The 22,808-nt window shown below is 66.5% G+C and carries 31 protein-coding genes and 1 pseudogene; 16 read left to right on the forward strand and 16 right to left on the reverse strand.

The genetic code is table 11. The features are described from left to right. Window positions 1-67: 67 nt before the first annotated feature. Together KZX46_RS20180 and KZX46_RS20185 are read left to right on the forward strand one after the other, a co-directional pair. On the forward strand, window positions 68-1,171 hold the full coding sequence (locus KZX46_RS20180) for a glycosyltransferase (RefSeq protein ID WP_219775436.1): 1,104 nt from the start codon (window positions 68-70) through the stop codon (window positions 1,169-1,171). 35 nt (window positions 1,172-1,206) lie between these two features. Continuing rightward, entirely contained in the window at window positions 1,207-1,737 is a 531-nt protein-coding gene (locus tag KZX46_RS20185) for a phosphatase PAP2 family protein (protein ID WP_219775437.1), read from the forward strand. 31 nt (window positions 1,738-1,768) lie between these two features. Here KZX46_RS20185 and dcd read toward each other — a convergent pair whose 3' ends face one another. The 3 genes from dcd to KZX46_RS20200 form a co-directional block, all read right to left on the reverse strand. Beyond that, window positions 1,769-2,323, reverse strand: coding sequence for a dCTP deaminase (gene dcd / locus KZX46_RS20190; RefSeq protein WP_216708457.1), 555 nt, complete (start codon window positions 2,321-2,323; stop codon window positions 1,769-1,771). Between the two features lie 106 nt (window positions 2,324-2,429). Continuing rightward, complete coding sequence (locus KZX46_RS20195; RefSeq protein WP_219775438.1) at window positions 2,430-2,936, reverse strand: UPF0262 family protein; 507 nt, start codon at window positions 2,934-2,936, stop codon at window positions 2,430-2,432. Next, window positions 2,933-3,985, reverse strand: a complete 1,053-nt coding sequence (locus KZX46_RS20200) for a serine hydrolase (RefSeq protein ID WP_219775439.1) — start codon at window positions 3,983-3,985, stop codon at window positions 2,933-2,935. The genes KZX46_RS20195 and KZX46_RS20200 overlap by 4 nt, the downstream gene beginning before the upstream one ends. Before the next feature lie 57 nt (window positions 3,986-4,042). On the opposite strand from KZX46_RS20200, the gene KZX46_RS20205 reads away from it, so the two are divergent. Next, entirely contained in the window at window positions 4,043-4,363 is a 321-nt protein-coding gene (locus KZX46_RS20205; RefSeq protein WP_219775440.1) for a hypothetical protein, read from the forward strand. Here KZX46_RS20205 and KZX46_RS20210 read toward each other — a convergent pair. Beyond that, on the reverse strand, window positions 4,360-5,331 hold the full coding sequence (locus tag KZX46_RS20210; protein WP_219775441.1) for a magnesium transporter CorA family protein: 972 nt from the start codon (window positions 5,329-5,331) through the stop codon (window positions 4,360-4,362). The genes KZX46_RS20205 and KZX46_RS20210 overlap by 4 nt on opposite strands. Before the next feature lie 138 nt (window positions 5,332-5,469). Between KZX46_RS20210 and KZX46_RS20215 the strand changes: the two genes are divergently transcribed. The 6 genes from KZX46_RS20215 to KZX46_RS20240 all read left to right on the forward strand — a co-directional run bounded on the left by KZX46_RS20215 (window position 5,470) and on the right by KZX46_RS20240 (window position 9,419). Then, window positions 5,470-6,288: an alpha/beta fold hydrolase gene (locus KZX46_RS20215; RefSeq protein WP_219775442.1), complete on the forward strand. Its 819-nt coding sequence runs from the start codon at window positions 5,470-5,472 to the stop codon at window positions 6,286-6,288. 123 nt (window positions 6,289-6,411) lie between these two features. Next, the gene (locus tag KZX46_RS20220) at window positions 6,412-7,095 is read left to right on the forward strand and encodes a thioredoxin family protein (RefSeq protein WP_219775443.1); all 684 of its coding nucleotides are present in this window, start codon (window positions 6,412-6,414) and stop codon (window positions 7,093-7,095) included. 86 nt (window positions 7,096-7,181) lie between these two features. Next, entirely contained in the window at window positions 7,182-7,442 is a 261-nt protein-coding gene (locus tag KZX46_RS20225; protein WP_219775444.1) for a hypothetical protein, read from the forward strand. 82 nt (window positions 7,443-7,524) lie between these two features. After that, complete coding sequence (locus KZX46_RS20230; RefSeq protein WP_219775445.1) at window positions 7,525-8,430, forward strand: cytochrome b/b6 domain-containing protein; 906 nt, start codon at window positions 7,525-7,527, stop codon at window positions 8,428-8,430. Beyond that, window positions 8,427-9,203 (forward strand): molybdopterin-dependent oxidoreductase, encoded by a 777-nt coding sequence (locus tag KZX46_RS20235; RefSeq protein WP_219775446.1) that lies wholly within the window; start codon window positions 8,427-8,429, stop codon window positions 9,201-9,203. Before KZX46_RS20230 ends, KZX46_RS20235 begins: the two co-directional genes overlap by 4 nt. A gap of 54 nt (window positions 9,204-9,257) precedes the next feature. Continuing rightward, entirely contained in the window at window positions 9,258-9,419 is a 162-nt protein-coding gene (locus KZX46_RS20240; RefSeq protein ID WP_216708448.1) for a hypothetical protein, read from the forward strand. Window positions 9,420-9,421: 2 nt separating this feature from the next. Here KZX46_RS20240 and ruvB read toward each other — a convergent pair whose 3' ends face one another. Then, window positions 9,422-10,441: a Holliday junction branch migration DNA helicase RuvB gene (gene ruvB / locus KZX46_RS20245; protein WP_219775447.1), complete on the reverse strand. Its 1,020-nt coding sequence runs from the start codon at window positions 10,439-10,441 to the stop codon at window positions 9,422-9,424. 199 nt (window positions 10,442-10,640) lie between these two features. On the opposite strand from ruvB, the pseudogene KZX46_RS23085 reads away from it, so the two are divergent. Next, window positions 10,641-11,126: pseudogene (locus KZX46_RS23085) on the forward strand (YdcF family protein). Here the strand turns inward: KZX46_RS23085 and KZX46_RS20260 are convergent. From KZX46_RS20260 to KZX46_RS20295, 8 genes are all read right to left on the reverse strand, one after another. Then, the gene (locus KZX46_RS20260; RefSeq protein WP_219775449.1) at window positions 11,080-11,385 is read right to left on the reverse strand and encodes a hypothetical protein; all 306 of its coding nucleotides are present in this window, start codon (window positions 11,383-11,385) and stop codon (window positions 11,080-11,082) included. The pseudogene KZX46_RS23085 and the gene KZX46_RS20260 sit on opposite strands and share 47 nt — an antisense overlap. Then, window positions 11,385-11,864, reverse strand: coding sequence for a peptidoglycan recognition family protein (locus KZX46_RS20265; RefSeq protein ID WP_219775450.1), 480 nt, complete (start codon window positions 11,862-11,864; stop codon window positions 11,385-11,387). The genes KZX46_RS20260 and KZX46_RS20265 overlap by 1 nt, the downstream gene beginning before the upstream one ends. A 204-nt stretch (window positions 11,865-12,068) precedes the next feature. Beyond that, window positions 12,069-12,668 (reverse strand): Holliday junction branch migration protein RuvA, encoded by a 600-nt coding sequence (gene ruvA, locus KZX46_RS20270; RefSeq protein ID WP_219775451.1) that lies wholly within the window; start codon window positions 12,666-12,668, stop codon window positions 12,069-12,071. A gap of 10 nt (window positions 12,669-12,678) precedes the next feature. Then, entirely contained in the window at window positions 12,679-13,182 is a 504-nt protein-coding gene (ruvC, locus tag KZX46_RS20275) for a crossover junction endodeoxyribonuclease RuvC (RefSeq protein ID WP_219775452.1), read from the reverse strand. A gap of 16 nt (window positions 13,183-13,198) precedes the next feature. After that, complete coding sequence (locus KZX46_RS20280) at window positions 13,199-13,945, reverse strand: YebC/PmpR family DNA-binding transcriptional regulator (protein ID WP_219775453.1); 747 nt, start codon at window positions 13,943-13,945, stop codon at window positions 13,199-13,201. A gap of 60 nt (window positions 13,946-14,005) precedes the next feature. Beyond that, window positions 14,006-14,797 (reverse strand): xanthine dehydrogenase family protein subunit M, encoded by a 792-nt coding sequence (locus tag KZX46_RS20285; protein WP_219775454.1) that lies wholly within the window; start codon window positions 14,795-14,797, stop codon window positions 14,006-14,008. Beyond that, entirely contained in the window at window positions 14,790-15,278 is a 489-nt protein-coding gene (locus tag KZX46_RS20290) for a (2Fe-2S)-binding protein (RefSeq protein WP_219775455.1), read from the reverse strand. Before KZX46_RS20290 ends, KZX46_RS20285 begins: the two co-directional genes overlap by 8 nt. A 25-nt stretch (window positions 15,279-15,303) precedes the next feature. Next, window positions 15,304-15,549, reverse strand: coding sequence for a DUF2312 domain-containing protein (locus KZX46_RS20295; RefSeq protein ID WP_216708438.1), 246 nt, complete (start codon window positions 15,547-15,549; stop codon window positions 15,304-15,306). Window positions 15,550-15,615: 66 nt separating this feature from the next. Here KZX46_RS20295 and KZX46_RS20300 point away from each other — a divergent pair, with 66 nt between their 5' ends. After that, window positions 15,616-16,026 (forward strand): glyoxalase/bleomycin resistance/extradiol dioxygenase family protein, encoded by a 411-nt coding sequence (locus KZX46_RS20300; protein ID WP_219775456.1) that lies wholly within the window; start codon window positions 15,616-15,618, stop codon window positions 16,024-16,026. Window positions 16,027-16,060: 34 nt separating this feature from the next. Then, window positions 16,061-16,432, forward strand: a complete 372-nt coding sequence (locus KZX46_RS20305) for a VOC family protein (protein ID WP_219775457.1) — start codon at window positions 16,061-16,063, stop codon at window positions 16,430-16,432. Between the two features lie 21 nt (window positions 16,433-16,453). On the opposite strand, the gene KZX46_RS20310 is transcribed toward KZX46_RS20305, so the two are convergent. Next, on the reverse strand, window positions 16,454-16,825 hold the full coding sequence (locus KZX46_RS20310) for a DUF1244 domain-containing protein (protein WP_219775458.1): 372 nt from the start codon (window positions 16,823-16,825) through the stop codon (window positions 16,454-16,456). Between the two features lie 99 nt (window positions 16,826-16,924). On the opposite strand from KZX46_RS20310, the gene pyk reads away from it, so the two are divergent. Then, window positions 16,925-18,367, forward strand: a complete 1,443-nt coding sequence (pyk, locus tag KZX46_RS20315; RefSeq protein WP_219775459.1) for a pyruvate kinase — start codon at window positions 16,925-16,927, stop codon at window positions 18,365-18,367. Window positions 18,368-18,469: 102 nt separating this feature from the next. On the opposite strand, the gene KZX46_RS20320 is transcribed toward pyk, so the two are convergent. Together KZX46_RS20320 and KZX46_RS20325 are read right to left on the reverse strand one after the other, a co-directional pair. After that, window positions 18,470-19,576 (reverse strand): right-handed parallel beta-helix repeat-containing protein, encoded by a 1,107-nt coding sequence (locus tag KZX46_RS20320; RefSeq protein WP_219775460.1) that lies wholly within the window; start codon window positions 19,574-19,576, stop codon window positions 18,470-18,472. A gap of 300 nt (window positions 19,577-19,876) precedes the next feature. Further along, window positions 19,877-20,098 carry a hypothetical protein gene (locus KZX46_RS20325; protein ID WP_219775461.1) on the reverse strand — a complete coding sequence of 74 codons (222 nt, stop codon included), beginning with the start codon at window positions 20,096-20,098 and terminating at the stop codon, window positions 19,877-19,879. Between the two features lie 168 nt (window positions 20,099-20,266). On the opposite strand from KZX46_RS20325, the gene KZX46_RS20330 reads away from it, so the two are divergent. The 3 genes from KZX46_RS20330 to KZX46_RS20340 all read left to right on the forward strand — a co-directional run bounded on the left by KZX46_RS20330 (window position 20,267) and on the right by KZX46_RS20340 (window position 22,701). Next, entirely contained in the window at window positions 20,267-20,707 is a 441-nt protein-coding gene (locus KZX46_RS20330) for a transposase (protein WP_219775462.1), read from the forward strand. Continuing rightward, a complete protein-coding gene (gene tnpB / locus KZX46_RS20335) occupies window positions 20,704-21,051 on the forward strand; it encodes an IS66 family insertion sequence element accessory protein TnpB (RefSeq protein WP_219775463.1) in 348 nt (115 codons plus the stop codon). Before KZX46_RS20330 ends, tnpB begins: the two co-directional genes overlap by 4 nt. Before the next feature lie 84 nt (window positions 21,052-21,135). Then, window positions 21,136-22,701, forward strand: a complete 1,566-nt coding sequence (locus tag KZX46_RS20340; RefSeq protein ID WP_219775464.1) for an IS66 family transposase — start codon at window positions 21,136-21,138, stop codon at window positions 22,699-22,701. Window positions 22,702-22,808 lie beyond the last annotated feature (107 nt).

The following is a 22,808-nucleotide window of genomic DNA, read 5'->3' on the forward strand; positions in this document are numbered from 1 at the left end:
CGTTTGGCGGTGGTTATAGATTTGTGACCGGGCGCCCGCTAGTCAAGCGACGCGGAGGAATTACCGGTTGACCAGCATCGACGGACGCGCGGCGCATATCGCGCTCGTCCTCCACGATTTCTCCGGCGGCGGCAGCGAACGCATCGCGATCCGTCTCGCACAGCGCTGGGCGGAGGCCGGGCGGCGCATTACGATCGTTGCTGGGACTGAGGCCGGGGTCGCGCGGGCGCTCGCCGACGGGCTGGCGGTGGTCGAGTTTCGCCGCGCGTTGACTCGGGACATCCCCGACCGGCTGCGCTTCGGCCACGCCGCCGCAAGCATGGTCGCACGCCTCGCCCCCGACGTCGTCGTCTCTCCGGGCAACTGGCATGTCCCGACGTTCATCGCGATGCGGCTGGCGGGGATGCGATTGCCGGTCGTCGCCAAGATCAGCAACCCGATCCGCGTCGCCGAGCGCGGCCCCCCCGGGCAGCGCCTGCTCAATGCTTGGTTCGCCCGCGCGACGCGGCATTATGCGGCGCTCGTCGCGATGTCGCCCGCGCTCGCTGCCGAGGCCGAGGCGGTGCTCGGACGCCGCGTCGCGACGGTCGCTGAGCCCAATTTGTCCGACGACTGGACGGGGGCACCGCCGCGAACGCTGGCATCATCAGCGACCCGCACGCTCGTCGCCGCCGGGCGGTTGATGCCGCAGAAGGATTTCGGCCTCGCCTTCGAAACTCTCGCCGCGCTCGGCCCGGAATGGCGGCTCGACCTGCTCGGCGACGGGCGTGAGCGTGGCCGCCTCGAAGCTCGTGCTGCCGCGCTCGGGGTCGCCGATCGCGTCACCTTCGCGGGCCATGTTCCCAGTGTCGCGCCGTACCTCGCTCGCGCCGATGCCCTGCTGTGTACGTCGCGCTACGAAGGCTATCCGGCGGTGCTCATCGAAGCGCTCGCCGCCGGCGTGCCCGTCGTGACGACGCCCTGCTCAGCTGCCGTGCCCGAAATCCTGTGCCACCCGAGCTTCGGCCGTGTTGCTGCGCCAACCGCCGCAGCTTTGTCCGCTACAGTACAGGCCGTCGCCGGGACAGTCCCCGATCCCAGCGCGAGCAGTGCGCTGTTGATGCAACACCGTATCGGTCATTCCGCCGCAGCGTGGCTGACCCTGCTCGACCGCGTTGTTGCGGACGGTTAGGCCAGCAACTTCACCTGCCGATCCCGGGATCAGATATGTCGCGCTTCGCCATCCTCGCTTTCATTTCCGTACTTGCCGCGACGCCTGCCGTCGCCAGCGACAAGTTCTGGCATGGTCTCGCCAACGTCGGCGAGATCGGCATCCCGCTCGCCGCCGGCGGCATCTCGCTTTATGAGCACGATAATACCGGGCTAATCGAACTGGCCGAGACCGGCGCTTTGACCTTGGGAGCGACCGAAGCACTCAAATATTCCGTCAACGAGCGCCGTCCCAACGGCGGCGAACACTCGTTCCCGTCGGCACATACCTCGATCGCCTTCGCCGGAGCGGGCTATCTCCACGCGCGGTACGGCTGGCAGGTCGGGCTGCCGTTCGAACTGTTCGCGGCGACGGTCGGCTTCGCCCGCGTCCACACCCGCGACCATCACTGGTACGACGCGGTTGCCGGAGCGGCGATCGGCGAGGGCTCGGCGTATCTGTTCACCCGCCGCCTGAGCGACCACACCCGCCTGACCGCGTACGGCGACAGCGGCGGCGGCGGTCTCCAGTTCGCGACGCGCTTCTGACGCGGAGTGACGGCGACGAACCCCTGGTTCGTTAGAGCTTCGGCAAAGTCACCCCGCGCTGCCCCTGATACTTGCCCGCGCGGTCGGCATAGCTGACTTCGCACGGCTCGTTGCCCATCAGGAACAGGAACTGGCACGCGCCCTCGTTGGCATAGACCTTCGCCGGCAACGGCGTCGTGTTCGAGAATTCGAGCGTGACATGCCCTTCCCAGCCGGGCTCCAATGGCGTCACGTTGACGATGATCCCGCACCGCGCATACGTCGACTTGCCAAGGCAGATCACCAGGACGTCGCGCGGCACCCGGAAATACTCGACCGTCCGCGCCAGCGCGAAGCTGTTCGGCGGGATGATGCAGCAGTCGGTCTTGCGGTCGACAAAGCTCGCCGGGTGGAAGTCCTTCGGGTCGACGGTGACCGAATCGACATTGGTGAAGATCTTGAACTCGTCCGACACCCGCGCGTCATAGCCGTAGCTGCTCAGCCCGTACGAGATCACCCCTTCGCGCTGCTGCCGGTCGACGAACGGCTCGATCATCCCGGTCGAGAGCGCCTGCTCACGGATCCAGCGGTCGGACATGACGGACATCAGTGAAACCTGTCGTTAGTTCCTCATCCCCGCGAAGGCGGGGACCCATCACCCAGCGGGTTGTGGTGATGGGTCCCCGCCTTTGCGGGGATGACGGAGGGGTGGATCACTGCCTGATATGCAGCACGCAGATCAGCGTGAACAGGCGGCGGGCGGTGTCGAAGTCGACTTCGACACGGGCCGCCAGGCGTTCGATGACCATTTCGGCCGCGTCGTTGTGGATGCCGCGGCGGGCCATGTCGATCGTTTCGATCTGGCTCGGCGTGGCGTTGCGGATTGCCTTGAAGTAACTGTCGCAGATCGCGAAATAGTCGCGGACGGTGCGGCGGAACGGCGATAGCGGGATGACGAACGCCTCCAGTGGCGCGTCGCCGGTGGTCGCGACGGCGACGGTCAGCCGCCCCTCTTCGACCCCCATCACGACCTTGTACGGCCCGGCATAGCCGTCGTCGTCCGCCGTCACCGGCTTGAAGAAATTGCCTTCGAGCAGGTCGAAAATCGCGACGCGGCGCTCCTGCTCGATGTCGGCATTGCGCCACAGGATGGTCCGTTCGTCGAGCTTGACGTCGACAATGCGATGGTCGCTGCCGCCGGAAGACTGCTGGTCAGTCACTTTGCGTCGGGGAAGCTGTTGACCAGCGCGGCCAGCGCCGGGAGCAGGCCGCTGCGCTCACCGTCGGGGGTCTTGCCGAGGCGGACGACGACGAGGTGCTTCGACGGCGCGACCATGACGTACTGCCCGAGGTGGCCGATCGCCGAATAGAGGTCGGCGGGGCCCTGGTCGGGGAAGAGTGCCGGGTGGCCCTCGGCGTTCCCCGGGTGGTTGAGCCAGAATTGTCCGCCGTACGCCGGGTTGGTCGGCGACTGCTTGCGCACGAAGGCGACCCACGGTGCGGCAACGACCCGCTTCCCCCCGACGACGCCATTGTCGAGGTACATCTGGCCGAACTTCGCCCAGTCGCGCGCCGTCGCATGGCAGAACGAGCCGCCGAGCATCGTCCCCGCGGCATCATATTCGCAGACGAGGCTCGCCATCCCCGACGGCATGATCAGCGCGTCGTGGAGAAACGCCTGCATCGCCGCGCGCCTCGCCGCAGGGGTCGTCGCGCCAGGGGCGATCGTCCGGACGATGATGTCGTCGAGGATCACCGTCGTCAGCGTTGAATATTCGAAGCGGCTACCCGGCGCGTACTTGAGCGGCGCAGCCTCGGCGGCGGCAGCGGCGTCGTTGCTCTCGTCGCTGAACAAGGCGCGGTTGGTGTCGGCACCCTCGACCGGCGGCCCGGTTTCCGAGTGCGCGAGGCCCGACGACATATAGACGAGGTCGATCAGCTTGATCTTGCCGCGCGGGTCGGCGGGGTCTCGGTGCCATGCCGGCACCGGCGCGGGGGCGTTGAGGTCGAGCTTGCCGGCCGCGACGAGCGTGCCGAGCAGGGTCGACGTCACCGACTTGGCCATCGACCACGAAATGAAACGGTTGTCCGGGCCATAGCCGGGGGCATAGCGCTCGATTACCGGCTTGCCGTCCTGGAGGACGACGACCGCGCGGGTCTCGCCGATCGCCTTGCCGGAAAACAGCTGGTCGACCGCAGTTTCCGTCGCCGTTTTGCCGATCGACGGCCCCGCCCACAGGCTCACCAGCAGAATCAGACTTGATCGCACGGCCCGCATCGCGTCAGCATTCTCCGGTTGGCCGACGATGGTAGTGGGGGCGTGCCGGTGAAGGCAAGATATTGGTGGCTGATCATGCTGGGGACGATCGCCGTCGTCGGCGGTCTCGGCTGGCTATGGCTCGAGCAAAGCTCGTGGGGCCGCCGCGCCGATCTCGCCAGCGGTTATGTCGCGCACGTCGTCTGCTCGTGTCGCTACGTCGGCAACCGCGACATGAAATCATGCGCGACCGACTTCGAACCCGGCATGGAGATCGTCAAGATGAAGGACGATCCGGCGGCGAAGCGGATCACCGCGTGGGTGCCGCTAATGGCGAAGCACACCGCGACGTACACCCCCGCATACGGCTGCGCGCTCGACCCGCGCTAGAGCCACCCCCGGCTCTTGAAGAACTGGTACGGCAGCACCGCCGAGCAGACCATGATCCCGAGCGCCATCGGGTAGCCGTAGTGGAAATTGAGCTCGGGCATGTTCTTGAAGTTCATGCCGTAGATGCTCGCGACCAGCGTCGGCGGCATGAAGATGACTGCCGCGACCGAGAAGATCTTGATGATCGCGTTCTGCTCGATGTTGATCAGCCCGAGCGCGGCGTCGAGCAGGAAGGTGATGTTGCCGCTTAGGTAGCTCGCATGGTCGGTTAGCGACGACACGTCCTTCGCCAGCCCGTCGAGATGCTCCTTCGTCCCTTTCGGATCGAGCGTGCTACCGAGGAAGCTGATCAGACGGGCGAGGCTGACGCCGCTGACCCGCGACTTCGAGACGATATCGTGGACATGACCGATCCGCGTCAGCAAGACCTGGAGCGCGGCGTTGGTCATCCGCTGGGTCCGCGACCCGCCACGGCGGAAGGTCGATTTCGAAATATTGTCCATCTCCGCCCCGACGCCCTCGAGCACATCGGCCATCCGGTCGACGATCGCATCGAGCAGATGGATCAAGGTCATCGTCGCGTCGGTGCATAACGTCGGCGAGCGTTCGACATGCGCGCTGAATAGCTCGAACGCCTTCGGCGCGGCGTAGCGGATCGTCACGAGGTGCGTCGGTGTAAGAACGAACGACACCGCTGTTGTAATCGGGGTTGCCTCGGCAGCCCCGGCGAGGAGGCTGGCGATAACGACGACCGTATCGCCGTCCTGGTAAAGACGGCTCGACGGCTCGATCTCGACCATCTCGTCGCGGGTCGGGACGGCGATGCCGAGGACGCGCTCGACGAACGCTTCCTCGGCCTTCGACGGATCGTTCAGGTCGAGCCAGACGGTTCCCGGCGGCAATAGCGCCGTTGTCAGGTCGCCGTCGCACGTCACCCGTTTTTCGCCGGCCGAATAAAGCTGGAGCATCGATCGATCCCGTTTTGCGGTTCTGCCGCTATGGTGTCGGCGGCGCTGGTGCAAGCGCGCAGGTCCATGAAGCTTCGATGTCACCGCTGAACTTCCCCGGATCGCAGCGGTTGATGGGTCGTAACCGAGGAGCGACCGATGACGACATTCACAACGAGCGACGGCACCGAAATCTACTTCAATGACTGGGGCAGCGGGCGCGTCATCGTCCTGGTCCACGGGTGGCCACTCGACGCCGACATGTGGTCCGAGCAGGCGACATTCCTCGCCGAGCACGGTTATCGCGTCGTCGCCTATGACCGTCGCGGCTTCGGCCGGTCGAGCCAGCCGTGGAACGGCTACGACTATGACACGATGAGCGACGATCTGGCGCAGCTGATTGACCACCTCGACCTGAGCGACATCACCCTCGTCGGCTTCTCGATGGGCGGCGGCGAAGTCGCGCGTTACCTCGGCCGCCACGGCGGAGCCAAGGTCGCGAAGGCGGTGCTCGTCAGCGCGGTGACGCCGTATCTGCTCAAGACCGATGACAATCCGACCGGGGTCGAGCAGTCGGTGTTCGACGACATGCTCAAGGGCATGAAGGAGGATCGCGCGGCGTTCTTCGGCAGCTTCGGCCAGCAATTCTATGGCAATTCGCTGCTGCGCAAGCGCGTTTCGGCCGAGCATCTGCAGTGGACCCAGCAGATCGCGATGATGGGCTCACAACGCGCGACGATCGAATGCGCCAAGGCTTTCGCGGGGACCGATTTCCGCGCCGACATGGCGGCGTTCACGATGCCGACGCTGATCATCCACGGCACCGCCGACCAGACCGTGCCGATCGACAGCTCGGGGCGCGTCGCCGCCCGGATGATCGCGGGATCGAAGCTGATCGAATATGACGACGAGCCGCACGGCCTGCACATGACCGCGAAGGACCGTCTCAACGCCGACCTGCTGAGCTTTATCGCCTGACGAAGCACTGAGCCGATCAGACGAAAATTCGTCATCCCGGCCTCTGCCGGGATGACGAATTAGCTGTAACCACCACTCGCGTCCTGCCGAACAAGTCCTCGAACACCCACGAGGACAGTGAAGATGCTCCGTTCCGCCTTGCTCGCCGCCGCGCTGATTTCGGCTCCCCTGGCCGCCCAGCCGATAGACGCGTCGCACCCGACCGTCGTTGAGCTCTACCAGTCGCAGGGCTGCTCGTCGTGCCCGCCCGCGATCACCAACCTGAACGCCGTCGCCGACCGCCCCGACGTCCTCGCGCTGACTTTTGCGGTGACGTATTGGGATCAGCTCGGCTGGAAGGACACGTTCGCCAGCGCGGCGCAGACCTCACGCCAGTGGGATTACGCCCGCGGTTTGCACCACGACCAGGTCTGGACGCCGCAGGTCATCGTCGATGGGACCAGCGATGTCGTCGGCGCGCAGCACGGCCAGATCGAGGGCGCGCTCAAAGGCGTCCGCCGCCGCGCCGGCCCGGCGTTGATCCTTGCCGCCGATAGCGTCGCAGTCGGGTCGGGCAGCGTCCCCGTCGGAGGTGCCGACGTCTGGCTCGTCCGCTACGATCCGCGGACGATCGCGGTCGCGATCCGCGCCGGCGAGAATACCGGCCGGACGATCGGCCACCGCAACGTCGTCCGCCAGCTCGTCAAGCTCGGCAAATGGGACGGGGCGGCAGCAACGCTCAAGCTTCCCGCCGCCGCGCCCGGCTTGTTGACCGCGGTGCTCGTCCAGACCAGCGGCGGCCCGATCCTCGCCGCGGTTCGCGGCTGACCGTTTTCCGCCGCAGTCCGCGGCAGACCCTGCTTTACCCACCGCCGGTCGCCATGGGGCGGGCGGCCCATCTGAGAGAGAAGACGATGACCTTGATCAAGACCCTTATGCTCGCCGCCGCCGTCTCGGCATTCGGCACGACCGCCGCGATGGCGCAAGACGCGATGAAGTCCGACAAGCCCGCCGCGCACGATGCGATGGCGACCGACAAGATGGCTCCCCACGACGCAATGGCGACCGATGCGATGGCCACCGACCACATGGCGGGCAAGAAGATGACCAAGGCCGAAATGAAGAAGCACGACGCGATGATGAAGAAGGACGCGATGGCGTCGAAGCCGCACTGACATCAGGCCGGGGGCGGCGCGCTTTACAACCGGCGCGCCGCCCGCGACACTCCATTACGCCCGCGACCCGAAGGACGCACGCATGGCCTCCGTTGCCGAAACGCCGCCCAGCCAGCCGCTTGCCGACACCGTTGTCGCGCCGCCGCTGGGACGGGTCTATTACCGCCACCGCGTCGTCACGCGTGTGTGCCACTGGATCAACGTGCTGTGCATCGGCTTCCTGATCGCGAGCGGACTCAACATCTTCAACGCCCATCCGGCGCTCTACTGGGGCCAGTATGGCGCCAACAACGACGACTCGCGCCGCTGGTTCGAGATCGGCGCGAGCAGCAAGGCTGACGGCACGCCGATCGGCATGACCCGCGTCGGTCCGGTCACGGTCGAGACAACCGGCGTCCTTGGCCTCGCCAAGGGAGCCGACGGCGAGCCCATCGCACAGGGCTTTCCCGAATGGGCGACCTTCCCGACCAATCGCGACCTCGCCACCGCCCGCCGCTGGCATTTCTTCTTCGCGTGGTTGTTCATCCTCAACGGCCTGACCTACCTGATCTACGGGCTTGTCACGCGGCACCTGCAGGATGACATCTGGCCCCGGCTCAAGCAGATCGCGCCGATCAATATCTGGCACGACATCGTCCAGCACGCGAAGCTCAAGTTCCCGCGTGGCGAGGACGACAAGGAATATCACATCCTCCAGCGCGTCGCTTACTCAGCGACAGCGTTCGTCATCCTACCGGTCATGGTCCTGACGGGCCTGTCGATGTCGCCGGGGTTCGACGCCGCGGCGCACGGGTTCCTGCCGCAGCTGTTCGGCGGGCGATCATCGGCGCGGTCGATCCACTTCATCGTGATGGACCTGACGATCGCCTTCATCGTGGTGCATGTCGCGATGGTCATTCTCGCCGGGCCGATCAACCAGCTGCGCTCGATGATCACGGGCTGGTACGACACTGGCCAAAATCGCAAGAACGGGGCGCGCCGCTCATGACCATCCTCACACGCCGGTCGCTGATCGGGGTCGGCGCCGGCGGCCTGCTGCTGTCGGGCTGCGACAAGCTTTCGAACTCGGTCGGGGCGAACGATTTCGTCGCCAAGGCCGAAAGCGCGACCTACGGCTGGCAGCGGCTGATCGGCCGCCACGCGCTCGCGCAGGAGTTCAGCGTCGCCGACATTTCGCCGGTGTTCAAGCCCAACGGCTCGACCAACCCAAAGGACGACGACTATCGCCGCCACGTCGACGAAGGGTTTGCCAACTGGCGGCTCAAGATCGACGGGCTGGTCCGGAAGCCGATGGCGCTGTCGCTCGCCGACCTGCGCGCGCTGCCGGCACGAACCCAGATCACTCGCCACGACTGCGTGGAGGGATGGAGCACGATCGGTCAGTGGACCGGGCCGCAGCTCGGGCCGCTGCTCAAGGCGGCAGGGCTGCTGCCGACGGCGAAGTATATCGTCTTCCACTGCGCCGACACCTATGGCGGGGAGATCTCCAAGGGCGGCGCGCAGTCGACCGGGCGCTATTACGAGAGCGTCGATCTCGTCGACGCCTTCCACCCGCAGACGATTATCGCTCACACCATGCGGGGGCAGCCCCTCGACGTCGCCCATGGCGCGCCGTGTCGGATGCGGATCGAACGTCAGCTCGGCTACAAGCAGGCGAAGTACGTCATGCGGATCGAAGCGGTCGACAGCTTCGCCAAGATGGAGCTCGGCAAGGGCGGCTATTGGGAAGATCGCGGCTACGAATGGTACGCGGGAATCTGACGGAGCCGGTCGTCGCGGCCAGCGTTGTCGGGTAAGCTTGAAGGAGCCCCCGCCATGCCCGCGACGATCGACCCGAACCTGACGCCGCTCACCGCCGATGAACTCGCGCAGGGTCATGCCGATGCCGTCAACGCGCCGGTGCTGACCGAGGCCGAGGTCGGCGCTCCGCCGGAAAAGTTGCCCGAGACGCCGCTGACCCAGTTGCCACCGGGCTGAGGCTAGAGGTCGTCGTCGAGCAGCGGCAGTTGCACCGCCGTCGCGGGCGGCTTGACCCCGAGATGTTTCCACGCCGCCGGGTTGAGCATCCTCCCGCGCGCCGTCCGCGCCACCAGCCCGGTCTGGATCAGATACGGCTCGACCACCTCCTCGACAGTATCGCGCGGCTCCGACAGCCCCGCGGCGAGCGTCTCGACCCCGACCGGACCGCCGCGATAAATGTCGGCGATCATCATCAGGTAGCGCCGGTCCATCGCGTCCAACCCGAGGGTATCGACCTCAAGCCGGTTCAGCGCGCGATCAGCTGCCGCCCGATCGACCGTATTCGCCCCGGCGAAGTCGCGCACCCGCCGCAACAGCCGCCCGGCAATCCGTGGCGTCCCGCGCGACCGCCCCGCGATCTCGCGCGCGCCTTCCGGCGTCAGGTCCATCGCCAGCAGCCGACCGGCGCGGGTGACGACGCTTTCGAGTTCGTCGACCGAATAGAACTGCAGCCGCAACGGGATGCCGAACCGGTCCCTTAGCGGCGTCGTCACCAGCCCCGCACGCGTCGTCGCCCCGACAAGCGTGAATGGCGGCAGGTCGATCCGCACGCTGCGCGCCGACGGCCCTTCACCGATCATCAGGTCGAGCGCGCGGTCCTCCATCGCCGGATACAGGATCTCCTCGACCGCCGGCGACAGGCGATGGATCTCGTCGATGAACAGCACGTCATTGGCTTCGAGGTTGGTCAGCAGCGCGGCAAGGTCACCCGCCTTGGCGATCACCGGCCCCGACGTCGCCCGAAACCCGACGCCCAACTCGCGCGCGACGATCTGCGCGAGCGTCGTTTTGCCGAGCCCCGGGGGCCCATGAAACAGCACATGGTCGAGCGCCTCCCCCCGCCCCTTCGCCGCGGCGATGAACACCCCGAGGTTCTCGCGCGCCGCCGCCTGCCCGACGAAATCGTCGAGCGTCTGCGGCCGCAGCGCCGCGTCGACGTCTTCGGGGCGGCGGAGAGGGGTAAGGGGAACGGCGGTCACGCGTTCGTCCTACGTCAACGGGCGCGCGCGCGCCACGCCATCGGTGGCAAGTCCGCGCCGCCAGCGCTACGACCGTGGTGATGACCGGTATTCAGTGATCACGCTCACCCGCATCGCGCTGTTCGGACTCGGGATCGGGCTGGCTTATGTCGGCGCGATCGCCATCGTCGGCCTCGCCGCCCGCCCCCGCGCCGCCGACATGATCGTCGTCCTCGGCAACGAGGTCGGTGCCGACGGCCGGCCGTCGCCCCGGCTCGCCGCGCGGCTCGCAGCGGCGCTCGACGTCTGGCGCGCTGGCTTGGCCCCGCGGCTGCTCGTCAGCGGCGGTGTCGGCCGCAACGGTCGCGACGAGGCGACGGCAATGGCGGCATAGCTGGTCGGCCACGGGGTTCCATCAGAATGCATCATCCGCGACTCACTCGGGCGAACGACATGGGCGACTGCCGAGGATGTCGTCGGTCTGGTCAAGCCCGGTACGCGTGTCGTCGTCGCCAGCCAGTGGTTCCATCTGCCGCGCGCGATGCTGGCACTGCGCCGGCAGGGGCTCGACCCCGTCGGCGGGGCATGGCCGCGTTTCGCCGAATGGCGCGATGCTTATTCGCTGGCGCGCGAGGCGGTCGCCCTGCCCGCCTATGCCGTCAGGCCGGTCGCCGCCGCGCCGTCCACGCCGCCGCCACAAGACTGACGGCGACCACGCCCCACGCCGCACGCATCAGCGCGAGGTAGAGCGGCGCATACGCCAGTTGCGGCTCCTCACGATCGAGGACGATGTCGGCAGCGAGCGGATACGCCGGACTCTCCGCCCGCTCGACCAAGAGGCCCGGTCGCGTCTTGATCACCAGGGCCGCGATCGGGGCGCCGCTTTCGTACACGATGCCGGTACCGAGCCGCAGCACCGCCATCACCACGGCCAGCGTGATGAGCCCAAGGGTCAGCCTGCGCATCAAAGTTTCCGATAGGCCGGTGCGGCGAGCTTGAACGCCGCGCGCAGGGCGACGACCTTGGGCAGCAGGTTGCTCCCCGGGCAGGCATCGGTCTCGCCGTATTCGCGGTGACCGCCATAGGTCGTGATTGGGAAGCTGTTGATCAGGACGCGGCTCAGCCGGGTCAGGCTGGCGATCATCGGCGCCTCGACCGCCTCACCGCCATAGGCACGCCCGGCGACCCAGTTACGCCAGCTCGCGTCGAAATCGCCGAGGCAGACGATGCCGATCTTGCCGGTATTCTGCAGCTTGACGTGCTCACCCTTGAACACCAGTTCGCGTCCTTCGTAGATCCGCCCATCCTTGCCAATGGCGTAATGATAGGCAAAATCCTCCCAGTGCCGATGGTCGATGTCGAGCGCCTGGATCTCGGTCATCGTATAGGCTTCGTGTCCGGAATAATGGACGACGATCGAATTATAGCCCCAGTCGGGGGTCATCTGCCCGGAGGGCGCCCTCGCCCCCCATTGCGCCCGGAGGGCGCCCTCGCCCCCCATTGCGCCCGGCGGACGATCCCGCATTGCGCCGCGATCCGATCTTCGATCGCGCGATTCGCTGTCAGCGGGTCGTTCAGTCCGGCCATCGGTGATCGCTCCCGTGTGTCGTCCCGGTTGATACGCGCCAGTGGCGTCGCGGCTCCCTGCCTAGCGCGCGCTTTTCCGCAACGCCACGCGAACCAGTTCGCCTACCGCTGCCGCGTCGCCGACCTCCGCCACTGCTTCCGCAACCGCGCGGCTCGCGTCCATCGGGCGAAAGCCGAGGTTGGCGAGTGCCGATAACGCGTCGGATACTGCGGTGCCGGGCTTGGCGAGCGGAGCAACGATGCCGGGCGACAGCGCAACGCTCCCCGCCTTGTCCTTGAGCTCGAGAACGATCCGCGCAGCGAGCTTCGGGCCGACGCCATTGGCGCGGGCGATCGATGCCGTGTCTTTCGCAGCGACCGCATGGTGAAGCTCGGGCGGCGCAAGCACCGACAGGATCGCCAGCGCGACGCGCCCGCCGACGCCCTGCACAGACAGCAGCAACCGGAACCAGTCGCGCTCGTCGGCCGAGACGAAGCCGAACAGATGGATCGCGTCCTCGCGCACCTGCGTCTCGATATGGAGGACCGCCGCCGCTCCCGCCGGGCCGAGCGCGCCGAGAGTTTTCGCGCTGGCGAAGACGAGATAGCCGACGCCGTTGACGTCGATCACTGCGCTGTCGGCCGCCGCGCTGTCGAGCAACCCGGTCAGTTTTGCGATCATGCCCGCTCGCTCATGCCATCACACGCGCGGCAGAGTGCGCGCCTGTCGTGCGGGCCATGTGCGCGTGGGTGATCGCCACGGCGAGCGCGTCCGCCGCGTCGGGCCCGAGCGTGCCGCAGCCGGGCAGCAGCCGCGCGATCATCGCCTGGATTTGCCCCTTGTCCGCCGCGCCGGTCCCGACGATCGCCTTCTTGACGAAGCGTGCGGCGTATTCGGCAACCGGCAGGCCCGCCTTTGCCGCGACGAGCATCACCACGCCCCGCGCCTGCCCGAGCTTGAGCGTCGACTGCGGGTTGGTGTTGACGAAAGTCTCCTCGACCGCAGCCGTCGCCGGGCAATGTTCGGCGATAACCGCCTCTAGTGCATCGTATAATTGGACCAGCCGGTCGGCGAGCGGGTCGGCGGCGCGGCTGCGAACGGTGCCGTTGGCGATGTGGCGCAAGCGGTTGCCGTCGGCCTCGATGATCCCCCAGCCGGTCGCCTGCAGTCCGGGGTCGAGACCGATGACGATCACCGCCTCGTGCCGGGCATCATGCCTGCAGCTTCGCCATCACGTCGTCGGGCACGTCGTAATTGCCGTACACCGTCTGGACGTCGTCATCGTCGTCTAGTGCATCGATCAGGTGCATCAGCGTCGTCGCGGTGCCCTCGTCGACCGTCACTGCCTCCTTCGCCCGCCAATGCAGCTTGGTCGAAGTCGGGGTGCCCAGCTTCGCCTCGAGCGCCTTGGCGACTTCATGGAGCGAATCCATCGAGGTGAAGACCTCATGGCCCTCGTCCGACGAGACGACGTCGTCGGCACCGGCGTCGAGCGCAGCTTCGAACACCGCCTCTGCGTCGCCCGCCTTGAGGTCGTAGCCGATCAGCCCGACGCGTTCGAAACCGTGGCTGACCGACCCGGTCGCACCCATGTTGCCGCCGTTCTTGGCGAAGATCGTGCGGACGTGGGTCGCGGTGCGGTTTCGGTTGTCGGTCAGCGCCTCGACGATCAAGGCGACGCCGCCGGGGCCGAAGCCTTCGTACCGCAGCTCCTCGTAATCGTCGCCGCCCGGCTCGGCGGCCTTCTTGATCGCGCGCTCGATATTGTCCTTCGGCATCGATTCCTGCCGCGCGGCGATCACCGCGCCGCGCAGCCGCGGGTTCATGTTGATGTCGGGCAGCCCCGACTTCGCCGCGACGGTGATCTCGCGCGCGAGCTTGGAGAAGATCTTCGACCGCTTCGCGTCCTGCGCGCCCTTGCGGTACATGATGTTCTTGAACTTGCTATGGCCGGCCAAAATGCGCCCCTGTTGCGGTGGGTATTCCCGTCTCTACCCCCGCGTCCGGCACTCGCGCAACTAAGCCGCCGCAGCGACGGCCCGCGCCAGCATCGTTCCTGAGAGATGGCCGCGATATTCAGCGCTGGCGTGGATGTCGGTGTTCAGGTCGCCGCCCAGCACGAGCCCCTTCGCCGCTTCGGGGGTGAAGCTCGCGGTCAGCGCTTCTTCGGCTTCGGGCCAGCGAACGACGCCGGGCCCGGCTCCGGTCACCGCGACGCGGACGCCGTCGGCGGTCTTCGCGACATACACCCCGACGACCGCGTAGCGCGAGGCGGGGTGGCGAAACTTGGCATAGGCGCTCGCCGTCGGGATCTTGAAGCCGACGCGGGTAATGATATCGCCGTCGCTCAGCGCGGTGGCGAACATGCCCTGGAAATAGTCGTCGGCGTGGTGGCTGCCGAGGTTGGTCTCGACGGTGCCGCCGAGCGCGAGCAATGCGGCGGGATAGTCTGCGGAGGGATCGTTGTTCGCCAGCACGCCGCCGATCGTCCCGCGATTGCGGACCTGCGGGTCGCCGATCAACAGCGCGAGCGCGGAGAGGCCGGGGATCGCCGCCATGACGGTCGGGTCGGCGGCGACAGTGGCGTGGGTGGTCATCGCGCCGATCCACAGCATGTCGCCGTCACGGGTAATCCCGGACAGCCCGGGAACGCCCGCGAGGTCGACGAGGGTGTCAGGTTGGCGGAGCCGAGAGTTCATCGCCGGGAGCAACGTGTGCCCGCCCGCGATCAATGCCGCCTCGCCGCCACCGGCGAAGGCGGCGACCGCGGCATCGAGGGTCGTCGGGCGTTCGTAGACGAACTCACGCATGGGTCGTCTCCCCGGAAACCGCCATCGCCTTCGCACCCGCAGCGATCGCGGTGACGATGTTGCGGTAGCCGGTGCAGCGGCACAGATTGCCCTCGAGCTCGTGGCTGACCGTCGCCTCGTCGAGATCGTGGCCGTGGCGCCGGACCATCTCGAGCCCCGCCATGACCATCCCAGGGGTGCAGAAACCGCACTGGAGCCCGTGGTGCTCCTTGAATGCGGCTTGCATCGGGTGGAGCGTTTCCCCGAACGCGAGACCCTCGATCGTCGTCACGCTGGCGCCGTCGAGCTGGACCGCGAGGACGGTGCACGCCTTGGTTGCGCACCCGTCAACGAGCACGTTGCACGCGCCGCACTGACTGGTGTCACAGCCGATATGCGTGCCGGTCAGCCCGAGCCCGTCGCGGAGCAGGTCGACGAGCAATGTCGCCGGTGAAACGTCGTGGGCGGCGGTCGCCCCGTTGATCGTCAGCGTCGTCGGCATCGCTTCGCTCCTCCCCGCGTGTCGCTTAGTCGGCCAGACCGAGCGCGACCTTGTACGTTTCGAGCAGCGCTTCCTGCTCCTGCCGCGCAGCCTTTTCCATCGCGCGCAGCCGGATGATCGAGCGCATCGTCTTGGTGTCGAAACCGGTGCCCTTGGCTTCGGCGTAAACATCCTTGATGTCGTCGGCGACACCCTTCTTATCCTCTTCGAGGCGCTCGATGCGCTCGATGAGCAGCCGTAGCTGCTCGGCGGAAACATTCTCCGTCGACATTATTGCTCCGTGATGACTTGATGGCGCACGCTAGAAGTCCGGCCCGCCCGGCGCAAGGAGGTCGCGATGTTCATCCCTGCAGGTTTCGCCACCGTCGCCCCGTATCTCGTCGTCGTGGATGCCGCCGCGTATATCGATTTCCTCGTCGCTGCCCTCGACGGCGTCCATGTCGGCAGCAGCATCCGCCCCGACGGTGTCGTCGCCAACGGCCAGGTGAGCTTCGGCGAGAGCGAGCACGCCGCGACGATCATGGTCAGCGAGGCTCAACCTGGCTTTCCGGCAGGCGCGGCGCAAATCTATCTGTTCGTCGAGGACGCCGACGCCGCGATGGCCAAGGCGGTCGCTCATGGCGCGACGTCGATCATGGAGGCCGACGATCGGCCTTACGGTGACCGGCAAGGCGGAATCGTCGACCCTTGGCAGACGACATGGTGGATTTCGCAGCGGCTGACAGCGGACGCATATTCGTTCGAGTGAGTCGCGCCCACTCGATCGGCTGAGGAGCAGCACGATGAACGACGTCACCTTACGCCCGCACGCCTATGTGCTTGCCGTCCACGATCTCCCCGCGTCGGCCGCGTACTTGATCGACGTCCTCGGGTTTACGGTGGACTGGGTGAACGGGGCCGACTGGTGCACCGTGGTTCGGGGCGAAGTCCGGCTGATGATGGGCCGATGCCCCGAAGCGCTCTCGCCAGCCGATCTCGGCGACCACAGCTATTTCGGCTTCTTCGCGACCGATGACGTCGACGCGCTTTATGCCGAGTTCAGCGCGCGCGGGGCGATCATCCGCGCCGCACCTGCGAGCAAGCCATGGGGCTGGCGCGAGATGGTGGTGGCGACGCCCGAGGGCCACCGCATGATGTTCGCCCAGCGCGTCTGACTCCCGCGCCACGGCGCGCAGCTATGGCTGGCTGCCGCTCGGCGGATCGCTCGCGGGGAAGCTTTCGTCGAGCGCCTCGTCGAGGGCGTCCTCGCGGTGATTGCGCGCCACGCTCGACCGCATCCGGTCGAGCTGTTCGGGGGTCGCGTCGGTCTGGTAGCGCGTCTTGTATGCGGCATACGGCATTCCGTAGACTATCTCGCGCGCCATATCCTTCGTCAGCACGACGTCGCGTTCGGCTGCCGCCTCGGCGATCCAGTCCGACAGGCAGTTGCGGCAGAACCCGCCGATTCCCATCAGATCGACGTTCTGGACATCGGTCCGATGACGCAGCAGCGCGGTGAGGCGGCGGAAGGCGGCGGCCTCGATCGCGTCGCGGGTAGCATCGTCCATGTCGCGTCTCCGGTTGAGCCTACGCTTCTATAAGGCTAGGCGCACGGCACAGCGCAAGGCGGGCTTGGCCCGCCCCGTCGTTGCAAGGAGACGGCCACAGTGTTCACCCCCCGCGCCCGTAGGGTAAAAATTCTTGCGACACTCGGCCCGGCGTCGGCGTCGCTCGACATGATCCGCGCGCTGACCGTCGCCGGTGCCGATGCCTTCCGCATCAACATGAGCCACGGCACCCCCGAAGCACGCGGCGCGCTGATCGCCAACATCCGCGCGCTCGAAAGCGAGATCGGCCGCCCGCTGACGATCCTCGCCGACCTGCAGGGGCCGAAGCTGCGGATCGGCAGCTTTGCCGGTAACAAGGTCACGATCGAGCGCGGCGGGACCTTTGTCCTCGACCTCGACGCCACCCCCGGCGACGTCACCCGTGTCGAACTCCCCCACAAGGAATTGTTCGCCGCGCTCAGCCCCGGCGCGCGGCTGCTCGTCGACGACGGCAAGGTCGTTCTCCGCTGCACCGAGGTCGTGCCCGGCCGGATCACCTGTGTCGTCGTCACCGGCGGGACGCTGTCGAACAACAAGGGCGTCAACGTCCCCGACGTCGTCGTGCCCCTGCCCGCACTGACGGTGAAGGACCGTGCCGACCTCGCCTTCGCGCTCGACCATAATGTCGACTGGGTCGCATTGTCGTTTGTCCAGCGCCCCGAGGACGTCGCCGAGGCGCGCGCCCTGATCGGCGGCAAGGCGGCGCTGCTCGCCAAGATCGAGAAGCCCGCCGCGCTCGATCGCCTCGCCGAGATCCTCGAACTCGCCGACGCGGTGATGGTCGCGCGCGGCGACTTGGGCGTCGAACTGCCCCCCGAGCAGGTCCCCCCGGCGCAGAAGCGGATCGTCGCGATGGCGCGGGCGATGGGCAAGCCGGTCGTCGTCGCAACCCAGATGCTCGAATCGATGATCGTCTCGCCGTCGCCGACCCGCGCCGAAGTCTCCGACGTCGCCACCGCGATCTACGACGGCGCCGACGCGGTGATGCTGTCGGCCGAAAGCGCCGCCGGGGCGTGGCCGGTCGAGGCGGTGACGATGATGGACGCGATCGCGCGGACGACCGAGGCCGACCCGCAATATTATGCGCGGGTCCACTTCACCGAAACCGCGACCGCCCACACCACGGCGGACGCGATGAGCGCGGCGGCCGCGGCGATCGTCAAGACGACCGGGGCGAAGGCCATGGCGTGCTTCACCATCTCAGGCTCGACAGCACGCCGCGCCGCGCGCGAACGTGCCGGCGTGCCGATCCTGTGCCTGACTCCGGCGCGCGCGACCGCGCGGCGCATGGGGCTGGTCTGGGGCGTCCATGCCGTCGTCACCCGCGACGTCGCCGGCTTCGAGGAGATGGTCGACAAGTCGAAGCGCATGGCGCTGCGGACGCAGCTTGCGGCTGGCGGCGATCTGTTGGTGCTGATTGCGGGGGTACCCTTCTCGACCCCGGGAACGACGAACGTCGTCCATGTCGTTCGGCTGACGGGAAAAGAGCTGGAGGGCCACTGATCGCGAACTGAAATTTAGTCCGACGATTTCATCGGTGAGCAGCTTGCTCGAGTGCGCGCTCTCACGTGATGGGGCGGCCAGAGGCGGCCGCCCCAAGAGCGTTCAGGCCAGCACCAGCCGACGGCGGCTCGCGCGCAAGGCCCATCCGACTGCGGCGAAACCAGCGATCAAGCTCGCCCAGACCGATGGTTCGGGCACAAGGCCAATGCCCGCCTCGAGCGCCCCGGCACCCCAAGGGATGACGCCGGCATCGTGCCAGATCGAACCGAGTACCGGGCGGTAAAGGGCGACGCGTCCGATATCTTCGAACACATTACCGCCCACCGTATTATTCGCCCCGCCAATGATATTCAGATTGACGAAGTGGGGCGACGCAGCGAGCGTTACCAATAGATTGTCGCTGATATTGCTGGCGAAGCAATCGTAACACGCGATGCCCTGTGAATATGTCGTCTCGACGAGATTACGGATCATCGAGATATTCGTCCCCGCTCCGCCGGTCACGAACTTGGTAAAGCCTTGCGTCGCGCCAAAAGCGAGATTGTCGCTGAGCGTTATATTGCTGCTCAGCGCGCCGTCGACGATCCCGTAGATCTGAATACAGTCGGGATGCGCACCTGTCTGCGGCGCGCCGTCGATGCAACTGTTATGACTGGCGACGACATTCTGGCTGCCAGCAATGTCGAAACCATCTACCGTCGTGCCGATCGTCAGGTTGTTGTACAAGTTCGCCCCATCAACGTTCTTCAGGCCGATCGAGTGCGACAGGCTGTTGAACTTGCTGTTGGTCACGCTGATGTTCGTCGACGACGAAAAAAGCGCACCGTCGTGACCGCCGTCATCGGTAAACAAGGTCCGGTCGACGCTGATGTTATTGCTGTCGTACACCTCCAGGGCTGCTGCATAGAGCGCATCGACCGGATGAAAATCGAAGGTTCCACCCTGGATCGACAGGTTATTTACATCGCGCAGGGTCCATGTCCGGTGAAAGGTTGCGGCCGATGCATTGATAATGACCGGGGACGAGAATGAATAATTCTGGGTCCTCATCAATTGGAAGTCACCGACCAAATTGATAGTGTCGCCACCCTGAACGGTACTTATAACCGAGTCGAACGTGTCATATGTCGCGGTAACGGTCTTCGCATCTGCAGGCGCTAACATGGCCACAAAATAGAATACGATGGTTAGCGGCAGTACCTTGATCATGTCTCACCCCCGATGTGACGTCGCTCATCGGATACTCACGCTTTTTTCTGTACGCAAGCGTACAGGGTAGTTAAGACATGTTATTGATAAATATTGTTTTCTTTTTCTTATTCAGCATTGTGATCTAGTTAACACGTTACTCCATCGTCGGCTTTATCTCGTCAGTAATCTCATACTGTAGCGATTGGCCATCGATCGTGCCGACATTTGGAACGGTATTGGCGGGCGAAGCGGTTGGGCCCCCGCCAGCGTATGCTGCGCGGTTCCCGCCGATCCGGCCACCAGATCGGCGGGTACGCGTCAGCCGTTGGTACCGGCGGTGTTGGCGAACTGGTTCGGGTAAAGCTGCACCATCTTCGCGCACATCGCGCTGCGTGCCATCGCGTCGTGCTTCATCGCCTTGCACTTGCCGATCGTTTTTATGTCGGCGGCCGAGATCGTGGTGTTGGTCGCTGCGGTTTGAGCGGTGGCGGTGGAGCCGGCCGCGGTGGCAAGCAGCAGAGCGGTAATGAAGAATTTCATTGGAGGTCTCCAGAATCTTTCGTTGCCGCGACGAGCGGGACCGCCAGGCAGACGGTCCTCCTGCGTTCGGGCGTATCCATGGCAACGTTAGTAAGCGTCAGCTGATCCCCGCCTTGTCCTGATTGCGCTGCCGCGGGAGTCTTCGCTGCTGTGGTGGCGGAGACTGGCGTGGCGGATGATGAGACGTCGTACGAGACCCTTAAGACGTCTCTCAGCGAGGGGCTGGCTCTCCCGCCGCGCCCGGAACGGCGGCGCAGCTGGCATCCGCAACAGAAGATGGCGATCGTCCAGGAGAGCTGCGCGCCCGGGGCGGTGCCGACCCAGGTCGCGCGTCGCTACGGAATCTCGACCGGCTTGCTGTACACGTGGCGCAAGCAGCTGCTGACCGCGGCCACCGACGGGTTCATCCGGTGCGAGGTCGTTGCCGAGTCAGCAGCGGTGGCGTTGCCCGCTCCGGACGTAAGATCGCCGCCGGCGTTGCCGGTCCCTGATCGCCCGCTGTCCGGCACGATCGAGGTCGAGTTGCCCAGCGGCACCAAGCTGCGCCTCGGCGGCGATGTCGATCCGGGTGCGCTGGCGCGGGTGCTCGACGCGCTCGCCCGCCGGTGATCGCGTTGCCGGCGGGGACGCGGGTCTATCTGGCGTGCGGACGGACCGATATGCGGCGCGGCTTCGACGGGCTGGCGGCGCAGGTTCAGACGGTGCTTGCCCGCGATCCGCACGACGGCGCGCTGTTCGTCTTCCGCGGCAAGCGCGGCGATCTGGTGAAGGCGATCTGGTGGGACGGCCAGGGCATGTGCCTGTTCGCCAAGCGCCTCGAGCGCGGCCGCTTCCTCTGGCCGGCGGCGAAGGACGGCTCGGTCCGACTGTCGGCGGCCGAGCTGTCGATGCTGCTTGAGGGCATCGACTGGCGCAATGTCGAGCGAAGCTGGCGGCCTGAAGTGGCTGCCTGACGCCGACGCGGCATAGTGACTCGGACAGGATTACCGAGGCCGATCCTCGTCGCAGCGGCAGCGACGACGGTGTAATATCGGCCCGTGACGAGCGCCGTATCCGACCCCGACGAGGTCGCCCGGTTGAAGGCCGAGCTGGCCGTCGCGCGGGCCGAGCTGACCGGCGCCAAGCTCCTCATCGAACAGCTGAACGCCCAGCTCGCCGTCCTGCGCCGGATGAGCTTCGGGCGATCCTCGGAGAAGCTCAACGCCGAGATCACCCAGCTCGAGCTGCTGCTCGAAGACCTCGAAGAGGGCGAAGCCGAGCGGATCGCGCTGGGCGCGGTATCAGCGTCGGATGAGCCGACCCGCCGCCATCCAGTGCGTCGCCCATTGCCGCCGCACCTGCCGCGCGAGGATATCCTGCATAATCCGGGCGACGCCTGCCCATGCTGCGGCGGCACCAGCCTGTCGAAGCTCGGCGAGGACGTCACCGAGGTCCTCGAACGCATCCCGGCCCAGCTTAAGGTCATCCGCCATATCCGGCCGCGCCTGAGCTGCCGACGTTGCGAGACCATCATCCAGGCGCCAGCGCCCGACCTGCCGATCGAGAAGGGCCGCCCGGGTCCGGCGCTGATCGCCAACGTCGTCGTCGGTAAATACATCGACGGCTTGCCGCTCTACCGTCAGGCCGGGATCATCGCGCGCGGCGGTGTCGATATCGACCGGGCGACGCTGTGCGACTGGGTCGGTCGCGCCGCATGGTGGCTGGCACCGGTCGCCGAGGCGATCGGCAAGCACGTCATGGCCGCACCGGTAATCTTTACCGACGACACGCCGATCGGCGTCCTCGCACCGGGCAACCGCCGCACCAAGACCGGGCGCATCTGGACCTATGTTGTCGACGAACGACCATGGGCGGGTGACCGGCGGCCGGCAGCGCTCTACCGGTACAGCCAGGACCGCAAGGGCGAGCGAACCGCCGGACATCTGAGCGACTTTGCCGGCACCATCCACGCCGACGGATATGCCGGCTACGAGGCGCTGACCCGGTCGAAGGTGCCGCCGGGACAACGAGCTCAGCGGATCGTCCATGCCGCGTGCTGGGCACATGCCCGGCGCAAGCTCTACGACGTCCACCAGAAGACGCAGTCGCCGATCGCGTTCGAGGGGCTGCGCCGTATCGGCGCGCTCTACGACATCGAGCGCGACATCGATGGCCTGCCGCCCGAGCGTCGCCATGCCATCCGCGCCGAGCGCACGGTGCCGCTGCTCGCCGATCTGAGGGTCTGGATGGAGACCGAGCGCCGACGCCTGTCAGGCAAGAACGATCTGGCGAAGGCGCTGCAATACGCCCTTGGACGCTGGGACGCGTTCGCCCGGTTCACCACCGACGGCCGCCTCGCCATCGACAACAACGTCGCAGAGCGAGCGCTCCGCGGCATCGCCGTCACCCGCAAGAACTTCCTGTTCCTCGGCTCTGACAAAGGCGGCGAACGCGCTGCCATCATCTACACCGCCCTCGAGACCGCCCGGCTCAACGGCATCGATCCCGAAGCTTGGCTCGCCGACGTCCTCGACCAACTCGCCCGAGGCCGCAGCCAACTCGACCTTGATCCGCTCATGCCTTGGAACTGGCGGAAACCCAAGCCCCTCGCCATCGCCGCGTAGATCAGCTGACGCTTACCAACGTTACACCCCGGCAGATTTAACGCTGTCCTACAGGCGACCAACGAGCGTAGCGTGCCCGCCGCGTCGCCAGCGGGCGGCTATGCGCG

Source organism: Polymorphobacter sp. PAMC 29334 (genome assembly GCF_019431245.1).
Classification (GTDB): Bacteria; Pseudomonadota; Alphaproteobacteria; order Sphingomonadales; family Sphingomonadaceae; genus Polymorphobacter_B; species Polymorphobacter_B megasporae.